The sequence below is a fragment of the Marichromatium bheemlicum genome (assembly GCF_012276755.1).
In the GTDB taxonomy this organism is placed as follows: Bacteria; Pseudomonadota; Gammaproteobacteria; order Chromatiales; family Chromatiaceae; genus Marichromatium; species Marichromatium bheemlicum.
The window spans coordinates 57,943-71,160 of sequence record NZ_JAAXKX010000011.1 but is presented as its reverse complement, the minus strand read 5'-3'; the positions used below and the strand labels follow the sequence as shown (position 1 = coordinate 71,160).

At 68.1% G+C, this 13,218-nt stretch carries 12 protein-coding genes; 5 read left to right on the top strand and 7 right to left on the bottom strand.

Annotated features, from left to right (window positions below):
• Nucleotides 1-5: 5 nt before the first annotated feature.
• The 5 genes from HF203_RS09260 to hoxE form a co-directional block, all read right to left on the bottom strand.
• Nucleotides 6-296 carry a hypothetical protein gene (locus HF203_RS09260; RefSeq protein WP_168668934.1) on the bottom strand — a complete coding sequence of 97 codons (291 nt, stop codon included), beginning with the start codon at nucleotides 294-296 and terminating at the stop codon, nucleotides 6-8.
• Nucleotides 297-318: 22 nt separating this feature from the next.
• Nucleotides 319-858: an NADH-quinone oxidoreductase subunit B family protein gene (locus HF203_RS09255; RefSeq protein WP_168668932.1), complete on the bottom strand. Its 540-nt coding sequence runs from the start codon at nucleotides 856-858 to the stop codon at nucleotides 319-321.
• Nucleotides 855-1,586 (bottom strand): bidirectional hydrogenase complex protein HoxU, encoded by a 732-nt coding sequence (gene hoxU / locus HF203_RS09250; protein ID WP_168668930.1) that lies wholly within the window; start codon nucleotides 1,584-1,586, stop codon nucleotides 855-857. Before hoxU ends, HF203_RS09255 begins: the two co-directional genes overlap by 4 nt.
• 16 nt (nucleotides 1,587-1,602) lie before the next feature.
• Complete coding sequence (locus HF203_RS09245) at nucleotides 1,603-3,213, bottom strand: (2Fe-2S) ferredoxin domain-containing protein (RefSeq protein ID WP_168668928.1); 1,611 nt, start codon at nucleotides 3,211-3,213, stop codon at nucleotides 1,603-1,605.
• Nucleotides 3,214-3,371: 158 nt separating this feature from the next.
• On the bottom strand, nucleotides 3,372-3,920 hold the full coding sequence (gene hoxE, locus HF203_RS09240) for a bidirectional hydrogenase complex protein HoxE (protein WP_168668926.1): 549 nt from the start codon (nucleotides 3,918-3,920) through the stop codon (nucleotides 3,372-3,374).
• A 167-nt stretch (nucleotides 3,921-4,087) separates the two neighbouring features.
• Between hoxE and pssA the strand changes: the two genes are divergently transcribed.
• Together pssA and HF203_RS09230 are read left to right on the top strand one after the other, a co-directional pair.
• A complete protein-coding gene (pssA, locus tag HF203_RS09235) occupies nucleotides 4,088-4,831 on the top strand; it encodes a CDP-diacylglycerol--serine O-phosphatidyltransferase (RefSeq protein ID WP_168668924.1) in 744 nt (247 codons plus the stop codon).
• 22 nt (nucleotides 4,832-4,853) lie between these two features.
• Nucleotides 4,854-5,756, top strand: coding sequence for a patatin-like phospholipase family protein (locus tag HF203_RS09230; RefSeq protein ID WP_168668922.1), 903 nt, complete (start codon nucleotides 4,854-4,856; stop codon nucleotides 5,754-5,756).
• A 16-nt stretch (nucleotides 5,757-5,772) separates the two neighbouring features.
• Here the strand turns inward: HF203_RS09230 and HF203_RS09225 are convergent, their stop codons facing one another.
• Nucleotides 5,773-6,150 carry a dihydroorotase gene (locus HF203_RS09225; RefSeq protein WP_168668921.1) on the bottom strand — a complete coding sequence of 126 codons (378 nt, stop codon included), beginning with the start codon at nucleotides 6,148-6,150 and terminating at the stop codon, nucleotides 5,773-5,775.
• A gap of 197 nt (nucleotides 6,151-6,347) precedes the next feature.
• Nucleotides 6,348-6,812 carry an Lrp/AsnC family transcriptional regulator gene (locus HF203_RS09220; protein WP_168668919.1) on the bottom strand — a complete coding sequence of 155 codons (465 nt, stop codon included), beginning with the start codon at nucleotides 6,810-6,812 and terminating at the stop codon, nucleotides 6,348-6,350.
• A 414-nt stretch (nucleotides 6,813-7,226) separates the two neighbouring features.
• Between HF203_RS09220 and leuA the strand changes: the two genes are divergently transcribed.
• From leuA to HF203_RS09205, 3 genes are all read left to right on the top strand, one after another.
• Nucleotides 7,227-8,894 carry a 2-isopropylmalate synthase gene (gene leuA / locus HF203_RS09215; protein WP_168668917.1) on the top strand — a complete coding sequence of 556 codons (1,668 nt, stop codon included), beginning with the start codon at nucleotides 7,227-7,229 and terminating at the stop codon, nucleotides 8,892-8,894.
• Nucleotides 8,895-9,071: 177 nt separating this feature from the next.
• A complete protein-coding gene (locus HF203_RS09210) occupies nucleotides 9,072-11,723 on the top strand; it encodes a DUF2868 domain-containing protein (protein WP_168668915.1) in 2,652 nt (883 codons plus the stop codon).
• Entirely contained in the window at nucleotides 11,723-13,162 is a 1,440-nt protein-coding gene (locus tag HF203_RS09205; protein ID WP_168668913.1) for a GTPase/DUF3482 domain-containing protein, read from the top strand. The genes HF203_RS09210 and HF203_RS09205 overlap by 1 nt, the downstream gene beginning before the upstream one ends.
• The last annotated feature ends 56 nt before the right edge of the window (nucleotides 13,163-13,218 follow it).

Genomic DNA, 13,218 nt, shown 5'->3' with positions numbered 1-13,218 from the left:
CCGGCTCAGGCCTCTGGTCCGCGCCCCTGCTCGTTGGCGAGCGCCCGGGTGGTGATCTCGTGGTAGAGATGGATCATCGAGGCGATGATCGCGCCCAGCTCGGGGTGGTCGCGCCAGCGCGGTTGCAACCTCTGGGCGTCGGCGAAGACCTCGTCGAGAAAGTTCAGCTCGAAGGTGTCGAGCGCCTCGCCGCGTTCGACCTTGGCCTTGATGTCGAGCGCGCGCGGCAGGCGCTGGGTGCGCAGGCGTTCGAGCAGCGCGGTGATCACGCCTTGTTCGTTGTCGGGGTCGGACATGATCGATGATCTCCTGGTGGGCTCAGGCGCCGAAGCGGGTGACGGCGCTGGGGTCGGGATCGCGCCCCTCGAGCAGGGCGGTGAGCACCTGCCAGATCGCCTCGGCGCTCGGGGGACAGCCGGGGACGAAGACGTCGACGGCGACCTCGCCGTGGATCGGTACCACGCGCTGGCGCAGCGCCGGTACCCCGCGTTCGGGGAGCTGTGGTTGTAGGGTGACGTTCTCGCGATAGGCGCGGGCGAGCACCTGTTCGAGCGGGAAGTGGTTGCGCATCGCCGGCACGTTGCCGTTGACCGCGCAGTCGCCGAGGCTCACCAGCACCCGGCAGTGCTCGCGGAAGCGGCGGGCGAGCGCGAGGTCGTCGGCGTTGCTGATCGAGCCCTCGAGGAGACCGACGTCGACCCGTTCGGGCAGCGCCTTGGCGTCGACCAGCGGGCTGTAGACGATGTCGATGCGCTCGCTCAGTTCGATCAAGCGCTGGTCCATGTCGAGCAGCGACATGTGACAGCCCGAGCAGCCGTCGAGCCAGGCGGTGGCGACCGTGAGTCTGGGGGTGTTCATCGTGGCTGTCTCCGACGCGCGAGGATCGGCAGGAAGTGCTGGTCCTTGACCATCTCGCCGACCGAGGTGCCTTGCTTGACCAGTGCCCCGGTGGGACAGACCTGGACGCACTTGCCGCAGCTGGTGCAGGTCTCGCTCTCGGCCCAGGGTTGGGCCATGTCGGTGATCACCCGACAGTCGCTGCCTCGCCCCATCACATCCCAGGTGTGGGCGCCCTCGATCTCGTCGCACACCCGCACGCAGCGGGTGCAGAGGATGCAGCGGTCGTGATCGAGCCGGAACATCTCGTGCGAGCTGTCGACCGGGTAGGAGACGGGGCGCCTGGGCATGCGCATGTGGTCGACCCCGCAGCGTTGTGCCAGGGTCTGCAGCTCGCAGTGACCGTTGGAGACGCACACCGAGCAGACATGGGCGCGCTCGGCGAACAGTAGCTCGACCAGGATGCGGCGGTAGCGGCGCAGCCGCTCGGTGTCGGTGCGCACCTCCATGCCCTCGATCACCCGCGTCGAGCAGGCGGCGGCCAGGCGTGGCTGGCCGACGATCTCGACCATGCACAAGCGACACCCGCCCCACACCGAGAGTCCCTCGAGGTAGCAGAGGCTGGGGATCGGGATACGGTGCTCGCGACAGACCTCGATCAGGGTCTCGTCCTCGCGGGCGGAGAGGTCCTGGTCGTCGACCCGGAAGGTGACGACGCGGACCTTGGGCTGGCTGGCTGGACCTGGCATGCTCCCTCCCGTGCCGTCAGTCGACGAGTCGCGACTCATACTCGTCGCGGAAATAGCGTAGCGTGCTCAGCACCGGATTGGGCGCGGTCTGACCCAGTCCGCACAGGCTGGTGGCCTGCACCACCTCGCACAGCTCCTCGAGCAGCGCCAGCTCGGCGCGCCCGGCCTCGGCGGCGGCGATGCGCTCGAGCAGGGCGTGCATCTGCTGGGTGCCGGTGCGACAGGGGACGCACTTGCCGCACGACTCGGTCATGCAGAACTCCATGAAGTAGCGCGCGACATCGACCATGCTCGAGCGCTCGTCCATCACGATCATCCCGCCCGAGCCCATGATGGTACCCAGCCCCTTGAGGCTGTCGTAGTCGACCGGGGTGTCGAGATGGGCGCGGGGGATGCAGCCGCCCGAGGGGCCGCCGGTCTGTACCGCCTTGACTCGGCCGCCGCCGGGGATGCCGCCGCCGATGACCTCGATGATGTGCGCCAGGCGGGTACCCATGGGCACCTCGATCAGTCCGGTGTTGACGATGGTGCCGGCGAGCGCGAAGACCTTGGTGCCCTTGGAGCCCTCGGTGCCGAGGGCGGCGAACCAGGCGCCGCCCTCGCGCACGATGGGGGCGATGTTGGCGAAGGTCTCGACGTTGTTGATCAGCGTCGGGCAGCCCCACAGCCCGGCCTCGGCGGGGTAGGGGGGGCGTGGTCGTGGCTGGCCGCGCAGCCCCTGGATCGAGGCCATCAGCGCGGTCTCCTCGCCACAGACGAAGGCGCCGGCGCCGAGGCGGAGCTCGATCTCGAAGCTGAATTGGGTGTCGGCGATCTGGCTGCCGAGGAAGCCGGCGCGCTTGGCCTTGCGGATGGCGTTGGTGAGACGCTCGACGGCCAGTGGGTACTCGGCGCGGACATAGACATAGCCCTTGCTCGCGCCGACGGCGTAGGCGGCGATCGCCATCCCCTCGATCACCCGGTGGGGGTCGGATTCGAGCACCGCGCGGTCCATGAAGGCGCCGGGGTCACCCTCGTCGGCGTTGCACACGATGTATTTCTGTGGCCCTGGCATCTTCGCCACCGTCGACCACTTCAGCCCGGTCGGGTAGCCGCCGCCGCCGCGCCCGCGCAGCCCACTGGTGGTGATCTCGCGGATCACCTCGCCCGGGGTCAACTCGGTGAGGGCATGGACCAGGGCGCTGTAGCCGCCGACGGCGATGGCGTCGTCGAGGCTGTCGGGGTCGATCTGCCCCGAGTGCTCGAGGACGATACGGTGCTGGGCGGTGAAGAAGGGTTGATCGGTGGGGCAGTGCAATCGCTCGATCGGGTCGGGCTTGCCGAGGTTGTCGAGGATCGCCGGGGCGTCGGCGGGGGTGACGTCGCGATAGAGACGCGAGGCGTTCAGCGTGTCGCCGGGCGCGGCCACTGCTACCAATGGGCCGGCCGAGCACAGCCCCATGCATCCGACCCCCTTGACGCGGCAGCTGCTCGACTGCGGTTCGACCCCGGCACGCAGTGCGTCGAGGACCTGGCCTGAGCCCGAGGACTGACAGCTCGCGGCCATGCACACCCGGATCTCGTGTGCGGTCTCCGCGTCGCGGGCGCGGATGGTAGCGGCCTGTTCGGCGAGATCGTCCAGATGCATCGCGACGTGGCGGGATGCCCGGCCATGGCCGGGTGGGATAGCACGGCTTGTTGGCAAGCCCCGGTCCCGCTCTCCTCTTGAGGTTGGCTATCTCGGTGGCTGACTGGTCGGTGGCACCCTCGATGATGCCTGCCGTTGCCGCTGTTGGCCCCCTTGCTTCAGGCCGGCGCCCGGGGGCGTGACGATGCGGGGAGACCGGGTGGTGCGGGTGCGGCGTCGAGCCGATCGAGCCGTGCGAGCAGCGCCTCCGGGGCGAGCTTGCCGACGACCTCGCCGTCGACCACCGCCGCCGGGGCCAGTCCGCAGGCGCCGACACAGCGCGCGGTGAGCACCGAGAGTGCGCCATCGGCGGTGGTCTCGCCGGGCTCGACCTGGTGGTGCGCACGTAGCGCATCGACCAGCACGCCCGCCCCCTTGATATAGCAGGCGGTGCCGGTGCATACCACGCAGGTGTGGCGCCCCTTGGGCTTGAGCCGGAACAGGTGGTAGAAGGTGGCGACGCCGAAGACCTTGCTCAGCGGGACGTCGAGTGCGGCGGCGACGAACCTGAGCGCGGTCTCGTCGAGATAACCGAAGGCATTCTGGATACTGTGCAGGGTCTCGATCAGGGCGTGATCGGCATAGCCGTTGCGGCGCATGGTGGCATTGACCAGCTTCCAGCGGGTATCGTCACTGGGTAGCGCTGGCTTGGGTCGGTGCAGGCTCATGTCCCCTCCGTCCGTCTGGCGACGGTGCGTGGATTCGAGCGCGTTCGGTGTCTGTCCCCCGGACGATCGCACCCGGATGCGCGTATCCTGCTCGCTTTCGGAGGCGGTCGGCTCCCGGCTATACTCGACCAGTGCAAGTCCTGCCGCGCATCCAGACAAAGGAGACTATGGACGAAACGCTCGCATCCCGCAAACGGCCTCGCGGTATCTATCTGCTGCCGAACCTGTTCACCACCGCCGCGCTGTTCGCCGGCTTCTACGCCGTGCTCTCAGCCACCCACGGGCGTTTCGAGGCCGCCGCGCTGGCGGTGCTCGCGGCCATGGTGCTCGATGGTTTCGATGGCCGTATCGCGCGGCTGACCCACACCCAGACCGACTTCGGTGCCGAGTACGACAGTCTCTCGGATATGGTCGCCTTCGGTGTCGCCCCGGCGCTGGTCGCCTATCATTGGGCGCTCTCGGGGCTGGGCAAGGTCGGCTGGTTGGCCGCCTTCGTCTACACCGCCGCCGCCGCGCTGCGGTTGGCGCGATTCAACACCCAGATCGGCATCGCCGACAAGCGTTACTTCCAAGGGCTGGCGAGCCCGGCCGCAGCGGCTGTCATCGCCAGTGGTGTGTGGCTGGGAACCGATCTGGGGATCGATGGGGCGAGCCTGTCGTGGCTCGCGGCGCTGCTCACTGCCGGGGCCGGTCTGCTGATGGTGAGTAATTTCCGCTACCTGAGTTTCAAGCAGGTCAATCTGCAGGGTCGGGTCCCCTTCCTGCTCGCCGTGGTCATCATGCTCGGATTTGCGGTGGTGTATATCAACCCGCCGCTGGTGCTTTTCGTGCTGTCGGTCGGCTACGCGCTCTCGGGGCCGGCCTGGACCCAGCTCCGGTTGCGTCAGCGTCGCGCTCGGCGCCGGCAGTGAACGGCGCCGTGGAGTGACGACGGTGTCGGGACAACGCGTTTCTTTGGTGCTCGGCAGCGGTGGCGCGCGCGGGCTGGCGCATATCGGGGTCATCGAGTGGCTCAATGCCCACGGTTATCGGATCGCCTCGATCAGTGGTGCCTCGATGGGGGCGCTGGTCGGTGGCATCCATGCCGCCGGCGAACTCGATGCCTACAAGCACTGGGTGTGCGCGCTGCGTCGCCCGGATGTGTTGCGTTTCCTCGACTTCGCCTTCAGCGGCGACGGGCTGATCAAGGGTAACCGCATCATGGACACCCTGCGGGCGATGGTCGGTGACTTCGCCATCGAGGACCTGCCGATCGTCTTCACCGCGGTGGCTACCGACCTCGATCGACAGCGCGAGGTGTGGATCTCGCGCGGTGCGCTGTTCGACGCCATCCGCGCCTCGATCTCGATCCCTGGGGTATTCCGCCCGCACTGCTATCTGGGCAAGACCCTGGTCGACGGTGGACTGCTCAATCCGGTACCGATCGCCCCGACCTTCCGGGATCTCACCGATTTGACCATCGCCGTCAATCTCAACGCCCAACCCGTGCCCGAGCCGCCCCCGCCGCCGCCCGGGGGGCGGCAGGGTGACACCGCGGTTGCGGCGCCGGTCAGCGGTGGGGGGTACGAGCAGCGGATTCGTCAGTTTCTCGACGCCATCGGGCTCGATCTCGCGCGTGAGGACGAGGACAAGCTCGGTATGTTCGAGCTGATGAACCGGTCCTTCGAGACCATGCAGAACAGCATCGCCGCGGTGCAGTTGGCGGCCTATCGCCCCGACGTGGTGATCGAGGTGCCGCGTGATACCTGCGCCGCCCATGAGTTCCACCGCGCCAGCGAGCTGATCGAACTCGGTTACGCCCTCGCCGAGCGCGCGATCCGTCCCCCCCGCCACTGAACCTCTCTCGCTGCCTTCAGCACAGCGCCAGCATCGCCTCCTCGCGGGTGTAGAAGAGTCCGTTGCGGATGAATCCAGAGATGATCCCCGGTCGGGTCTGGACCACGTTGCCGGCCGCGTCGCGACGTGCCACCCAGGTCGGGGGCAGGCCGTCGAGGACGTGGACCGGGGCCGGGGTGCCGTCACGGAATCGTGATAACACCCACTCACCGCTGTGGCTGTTGAGATAGCCGGGGACGAAGTTGGCGCTGCGGTTGTGCTCGCTCACCCCTGGGGTTGCGGCGAATCGGACATTCTCGTCATGCAGTGACAGGGCTGTCAGGCCATTGCAGCGTCCCGAAATCGGCTGACGCGGCTGGAGGCGCTCGCCACGGCTCGATGTTTCGTTACACATGATGTTCGCTCGTTCGACGGATACGGATTGGGTGCCCACCCTGGCGGCGTGGCAGAACCCGGTGTGGCGCCCGTTCGCGTTGACCGCGAGGGTGTGACGCCCGTTGTCTTGCCGATCCTTCAGCACGGACCATGCCTTGTTATCGGCGTACCTGGCCGCTCAATGCATTGGGAAAATGCGGGATTTTCTCCGTCCCTCTAGACCATGGGGAGCTGGGTGCGCTCAAAGACCCGGCGCAATACGAAGCTCGAGTGCACCCCGGAGACCCCCTCGATACGCGTGATGCGCTCGAGCAGCAGTGCCTGATAGGCCTCCATGTCGGGCACGATCACCTTGAGTTGGTAGTCGGCGTCGCGACCGGTGATCAACAAACACTCGAGCACCTCAGGCATCTCGGCCACCGCCTGCTCGAAGCGCTCGAAGCGCTCCGGGGTGTGGCGATCCATCGAGATGCTGATGATCACCAGCAGGTTGAGTCCGAGTGCCTGGGGGGAGACCAGGGTGCGGTGGCCGAGGATGATACCTGCGGCCTCGAGCGCGCGCACCCTGCGCAAACAGGGCGAGGGTGAGAGACCGACCCGCTCGGCGAGATCCTGGTTGCTGATACGGCCGTTGTCCTGTAGTTCGGCGAGGATCCGGCGGTCATAGCGATCGAGTTTCATCAAATGTCCCTTGTCGCGTTTTCTGTTGTCTCTGTTTTTTGAGTTTTGGAATTTTATTGCGCAAAAGGGCGTTATGCGGCGCGAATTCGCAATCCTCTGCCTGGGGCTGCGGCGTAGACTAATACCCGTCGACCAACCAGCCGACACCATCGGTACACGCCCACCAGGCGCACGCCGAACTCAGCGCAGGATCCCAACCAGGACACGCGCAGCCGAGGGTTCTTACCGGAACCGGGCAATAGCCGACGACACTGCTGTCAGTGCGACAGCACAGGGTCGTCACTTCACAGGCCCTCAGGGTTGACTGCCGGGAAAGACCGGCCCCGAATCACCTCGGGCCGTTGTCCCACGGCCCACAATCTCGCCCCGCCGCCGCTCGCGGCGGGGCTTTCTCGTCTGCAGGAGTAGAGCCGCATGACCCGCTTCGATCATCGCCGCTACCGACCGGCCCCGGCGGTGGCCATGCCCGATCGCCAATGGCCGAACCGTACCGTCGAACAGGCCCCGCGCTGGGCCAGCGTCGATCTGCGTGACGGTAACCAGGCGCTGCTCGAGCCGATGGATGTCGCGCACAAGCAGCGGTTGTGGCGATTGCTGGTCAAGCTCGGCTTCAAGGAGATCGAGGTCGGGTTCCCGGCCGCCAGCCAGCCCGACTACGACTTCGTGCGCTGGTTGATCGAGCACGACGAGATCCCCGAGGACGTCACCATCCAGGTGTTGGTGCAGGCGCGCGAGGCACTGGTCGAGCGTACCTTCGCCGCGCTCGCCGGGGCGCCGCGAGCGATCGTCCATGTCTACAACTCGACCTCGCCGGTACAGCGCGAACGCGTCTTCGGGCGCGATCGCGCTGGGGTGATCGAGATCGCCCGCGACGGTGCACGGCTGTTGCGCGAGGCTGCGGCGCGTCATCCCGAGACGCGCTGGACCTTCGAGTATTCGCCGGAGAGCTTCACCGCCACCGAGCCCGACTACGCCCTGGAGGTGTGCGAGGCGGTGCTCGCCGAGTGGGCGCCGACGGTCGATCGCCCCTGCATCATCAACCTGCCGGCCACCGTCGAGGTCGCCAGCCCCAACGTCTTCGCCGATCAGGTCGAGTACATCTCCACCCGGCTCTCACGACGCGAGGCGGTGGTGCTCTCGGTGCACCCGCACAACGATCGTGGCGGTGGCGTGGCCGCCGCCGAGCTGGCGCTGCTCGCCGGCGCCGATCGTGTCGAGGGCACCTTGTTCGGCAACGGCGAGCGCACCGGCAACGCCGATCTGCTCACCCTGGCGATGAACCTCTACAGCCAGGGCATCGACCCGCAGCTCGATCTTTCCGATCCGGCCGAGATCGTCGCCGTCTGCACCGAGTGCACCGGGTTGCCGGTGCATCCGCGTCACCCCTGGTTCGGCGAGCTGGTCTATACCGCCTTCTCGGGGAGCCATCAGGACGCGATCCGCAAGTGTCTCGCCCGGCAACGGCCCGACGCGCCCTGGGACGTCGCCTATCTGCCGATCGACCCGCAGGACCTGGGCCGCGACTACCGCGCGGTGATCCGCGTCAACAGCCAGTCGGGCAAGGGCGGGGTGGCCTTCGTGCTCGAACAGGACTACGGCTTGCGCCTGCCGCGCTGGTTGCAGGTCGAGTTCGCCCAGGTGGTGCAGCGCGAGAGCGAGCGTCGCGGCGGGGCGCTCGCCGCCGCGACCCTCTACGCGCTGTTCCGCGAGCACTATCTGTGCGAGCAGGGGCCGGCGCGGCTGATCGGCTACCAGCTCGATCACCCCGGCCACGATCGCGTCGAGGCGCGGATCGATGCCGGCGAGGGCGAGCAGCGCTGGTGTGGCGAGGGTGATGGCACCATCGCCGCCTTCGTCGATGCCTGTGCGCGGCGCTTCGAGCGTGGGTTGCGGGTGTTGGACTACCAGGAGCACGCCCTCGACGGTGGCACCGAGGCCGAGGCGGTGGCCTATGTCCAGCTCGCGGTCGACGGCACGGCGATCAGTGGTGTGGCGGTCGATCGAGACACCGTGACCGCCTCGTTGCGCGCCGTGCTCCAGGCGCTCAACCGTGCGGCCTTGCCGCAGGTCGAGGCCGCCTGATCGAGACCGCGCCCGTCATCGATATGACGGGCGCGGTACGCGCGGGTTATGATCCGCCCCCGGTGGCGGGATCGGAGTCGCTCCGCCGAGGCGGTGCATGGGGCACCCCCTGTATGGATCTCGCCGTGCAACCGACGTAGAGTAGCCGGTTGGACTACGGAGCGGCAGTCTGAGCCCATGGATCTCCGACATCACTCAAGCGAATCCCCGACCGATCACGCCGACACCCCGGATGCCGCCGCGCGCTGGGACGTCCCGGACCTGATCGACCTCGAATACTATCTCGACGCCGACGAACGCACGCTGCGTGATGATCCGTCGGCCCGACAGCGCCTCACCGAGCGTGATCGCGCCCTCTATCTCGAGCATATCCAGGGGCGTCTCGAGGAGGCCGCCCCCCATACCCCCGAGCACCGTCGCGCCAGCCTGCGCCACTGGCTCGCCGCACGCCGCACGCGCGAGCCGGCCGGGGTGCGTGCGCTGCTGCCGGGTGCGGCCTTCGCCGCCGCGCAACGCCTGGGCAACCTGGTGCTCGGGAGCGCCGGGTTCCTGCTCGGTGTGGCGGTGGCCTCGGCGCTACTCAACTACGACGGCCTGAAGCCGGTTAGTGTCACCTGGTACTTGTTCCTGCTGGTGTTCGTGCAGTTCGGTCTGGTCATCGCCCTGGTCTCGACCTGGGTGACGCGCCGACTGCGTACCGGCGCGGCTGTCGGCCAGGATCTGTCGCTGCTGACCCGGCTGATCCAGCCATTACTCAACAAGGGTGCCGACTGGCTACAACAGCAACGTCTGGCGCACAGCAGCGACGAGGTTCGCGAGCGCGTGCGCACCAGCCAGGGGCAGTTGCGCGCGCAACACGCCCTCTATGGTCCGATCGCCTATCTGCCACTGCTGATCCCGGCGCAGCTCTTCGGGGTGGCCTTCAATCTCGGGGTGATCCTCACCACGGTGATGCTCGAGTGGTTCACCGACATCGCCTTCGGTTGGGGCTCGGCGCTCGCCGTGCACCCGCAGACCATCCATGACCTCGCGCGCCTGGTCGCGACCCCGTGGGGCTGGCTGTTCGGTGAGGGTGTCGGCTACCCGACCCTGGAGCAGATCGAGGGCTCGCGCATCTATCTCGAGCAATGGGCGATGACCTCGGCGGCGCGTCCCGAGCCCGAGCACCTACGCTCCTGGCGTTGGTTCCTGGTGCTGGCGGTGATCACCTACGGGCTGGTGCCGCGACTGTTGCTCTACTGGGCCTCGCGACTGACCCTGCGCCTGTCGCTGGCGCGGCTGCCCTTCACCCATGGCCGTACCCAGGCGCTCTATGCGCGGATGCTCAATCCCCGGCTCGATTTCACCGGGGTCGGTGGTGAGGGTGGCAGCGAGATGCACATCCCTGCGCCGGTCGCCCCGGGTGAGGTCAAGCCCAAGGGCCAGGGGCCGGATGAGCCGCGCGCCAAGGTGCCGCTGCACGTTGCCCGACCTTGGCGCGATCCGGCACGCCGGCGTGTCCAGGTGCCGCCGCGGCCGACCCCGGCCGAGGCGCCTGCATCGTCCCCGACTGCCGTCACGCCGGCGCCCGAGACCGCCGCTCGGCCGGCGGTGCCCGCGGTCCCGGCCATGCGGGTGACGCCGGTCGCGCCGAGCGCGGCGCCGTCCGTGCCCGAGGCTGCAGCGGTCTCGAGCGCCGAGGCAGTGGAGGGTTCGCCCGAGACCCGAATGCTGCCGCCGGGCCCCGAGCCGCTTGCCGAGGCCCCGGTCGAGGAGCCGACAGCGATCGTCGAGTCCGTCACCGAACCCAGGCCGGGCGAGCCGGTGTCGTGCGCCGAGCCCACGGCGGCGAACGCTCCCGAGTCCCGAGCGACAGACGCCGGGATAGAGGCTGAGCCCGAGCCCGAGTCGCTGTCGGAGGCAGTGCCTGACGCGACTGCACAAGAGGGGCAGGTTGACGAGACCGCGCCCGAACGCGTCGCTGAGCCGGGGGCGGTGTTGATGCTCGACCCCGCCGAGCGCCAGGCCGAGGCATTGTCGTCGTCGATCGAGTCTGATACCCCGACGTCGGGCGAGGCCTCGACCCCGGCTGCGGTGTCCGATGTGGATGATCGCGTCGTCGAGGACGAGGTGTCCGCACCCGCCCTCGAGCCGGCGTCAGGGGTGAGCGTCGATCCCGAGGTGACCGAACACGAGCCGCCGAGCGAGGAGAGGCCACCGGTGCCTGCGTTCGAGCGGGAACCCGAGCCCGACCCGACATCCCAACCTGAGCCTGAGCCTGAGCCTGAGCCTGAGCCTGAGCCTGAGCCTGAGCCTGAGCCTGAGCCTGAGCCTGAGCCTGAGCCTGAGCCTGAGCCTGTGGTGCCGGTGGCGACAGGCTCCGGGTCGCGTTTCGCCCCGGACGGTTGCCTGCTGTTGATCCATGTCGATGTCGACGACGTGCTCGAGCCCGAAGACCAGCCTCGGTTGGCCGCGCTGATCGGTCAGCACAGTGGTTGGCGCATCGCGGCCCAGGCGCCCTTCGGCGCCGGTAGCCAGATGACCGAGGAGGCCTTGGCGCTGGTCACCGACGGGGTCTGGGAGGCCCCACCGGCGCGGGTCGTCGTCATCCAGGACGGCTCGCAGCCGCCGATTACCGAGAACCTGGTGTTCCTGCGCGAGCTGCGCGCCGTCGCCGGTACCCAGGCGCAGCTGTTGCTCGCGCTGGTCGGCGACCCCGAGGACGAGGATCGGCTGCCGCCGCTCAGTACCTTTGATTACACCGACTGGCAGCGCAAGATCGAGCAGATGGCCGACCCCTATCTACGCCTCGAGATGCTGGCGCCACAGCTGCAGGATGGAGAAGATTGATGGCGGTGAAGATTCCGCGCCTGGCGATCATGGGACACCCCAACGCGGGTAAGTCCTCGGTGGTCGCTACCCTCACCGAGAACGACCGGATCGCGATCGACAAGCGCGCCGGCACCACCACCGAGTCGACCAGTTATCCCGTGGTGATCGATGGTCGCACGGTGATCGAGTTCATCGATACCCCTGGGTTCCAGAACCCCAACGCCATCCTCGAGTGGTTCCAGGCCAACGAGTCGCGCGGCGACCTGGCGCGCGCCTTCGTCGACAGCCATCGCGACGATCCGTTGTTCGCCCACGACTGTGCGTTGTTGCAGCCGGTGGCCGAGGGCGCGGGGATCATCCTGGTGGTCGACGGCTCCAAGCGCATCAAGGAGAAGGATCGGGTCGAGATCGAGCTGTTGCGGCTCACCGGCCGTCCGCGCATGGCCATCCTCAACAACCTCACCAACCAAGATCGCCACATGGCACAGTGGCAGGACGCGCTGAGCAAGGCGTTCAACTCGGTGCGTGAGTTCAATGCCCACCGCGCCACCTACAGCGAGCGGATCAAGCTGCTCGAGGCGCTCAAGAGCATCGATCAGCGCTGGGAGGAGCGTGTCGAGGAGGCGATTGCTGCCTTCGCCTGCGACTGGGAGCGGCGCACCGATCAGGCCGTCGACACCATCCTGCGCCTGCTCGAGGAGGCGCTCTCCTATCGCGTCACCCGTACCGTAAAGAGCGGCAAGCTGGTCTTCAAGAGTGGGCGTGATCGCATCCGCGACGAGGTTGCCGCCGAGTTCGAGCAGGGGCTGCGCCAGCTCGAACTCGACGCCCAGGAGCAGATCCGCGCCAACTTCCGTCATCACGTCTGGAACCTGCCGCCGGACTCCATCCTCAACCAGGACCTGTTCTCCGACGAGGTCGGGCATGCGCTGGGGCTGTCGCGGCGCCAGCTGGCGATGGTCGGGGTGGCCGCCGGCGCTGCCTCCGGGGCCACCGTCGATCTCGCCGCCGCCGGGCATTCGCTCGGTGCCGGGGCGCTGATCGGTGCCTTCACCGGCGGTGTGCTGGGGCTGGTCGGCGGCAAGGCGCTGGCCCGGCTCGATATCGAGCGCGCCCCCGGCACCCAGCGCTTCATCATGGGACCGGTCTCCGACCCGCGCTTTCCCTTCGTGCTGCTCGATCGCATCGTGCTCTATAGTGCACGGGCGATGAACTGGGCGCACGGGCGTCAGGCCGCCGACGAGGAGGCCGCCAACAAGGTCCCCGAGCGTGTCGTCGAGCGTCGTGGTTTTGCCGAGGCGCTTGCCCAGTCGCAGCAACGCGAGCTGGCGCGTCTGTTCCAGGCGGCCCGGCGCGGGCGTGACGTGACCGAGCGTGAGGCGGCCTGTCGCGAGATCATCAAGGAGATCCTCACCGGCGTAGCCACCAGCAGGATCGACAGTCGCGCCGACATGTAATGGCCTCATCCCGTCCGCGAGCAGGGCCGCGCGCGGGCGGTGTGTTCTCCCCACCC

What these genes read in the sequence shown, in the direction of transcription:
- HF203_RS09260 (WP_168668934.1), bottom strand. Translation starts at nt 296, where the DNA reads ATGTCCGACCCCGACAACGAACAAGGCGTGATCACCGCGCTGCTCGAA.
- HF203_RS09255 (WP_168668932.1), bottom strand. Translation starts at nt 858, where the DNA reads ATGAACACCCCCAGACTCACGGTCGCCACCGCCTGGCTCGACGGCTGC.
- hoxU (WP_168668930.1), bottom strand. Translation starts at nt 1,586, where the DNA reads ATGCCAGGTCCAGCCAGCCAGCCCAAGGTCCGCGTCGTCACCTTCCGG.
- HF203_RS09245 (WP_168668928.1), bottom strand. Translation starts at nt 3,213, where the DNA reads ATGCATCTGGACGATCTCGCCGAACAGGCCGCTACCATCCGCGCCCGC.
- hoxE (WP_168668926.1), bottom strand. Translation starts at nt 3,920, where the DNA reads ATGAGCCTGCACCGACCCAAGCCAGCGCTACCCAGTGACGATACCCGC.
- pssA (WP_168668924.1), top strand. Translation starts at nt 4,088, where the DNA reads ATGGACGAAACGCTCGCATCCCGCAAACGGCCTCGCGGTATCTATCTG.
- HF203_RS09225 (WP_168668921.1), bottom strand. Translation starts at nt 6,150, where the DNA reads ATGTGTAACGAAACATCGAGCCGTGGCGAGCGCCTCCAGCCGCGTCAG.
- HF203_RS09220 (WP_168668919.1), bottom strand. Translation starts at nt 6,812, where the DNA reads ATGAAACTCGATCGCTATGACCGCCGGATCCTCGCCGAACTACAGGAC.
- leuA (WP_168668917.1), top strand. Translation starts at nt 7,227, where the DNA reads ATGACCCGCTTCGATCATCGCCGCTACCGACCGGCCCCGGCGGTGGCC.
- HF203_RS09210 (WP_168668915.1), top strand. Translation starts at nt 9,072, where the DNA reads ATGGATCTCCGACATCACTCAAGCGAATCCCCGACCGATCACGCCGAC.
- HF203_RS09205 (WP_168668913.1), top strand. Translation starts at nt 11,723, where the DNA reads ATGGCGGTGAAGATTCCGCGCCTGGCGATCATGGGACACCCCAACGCG.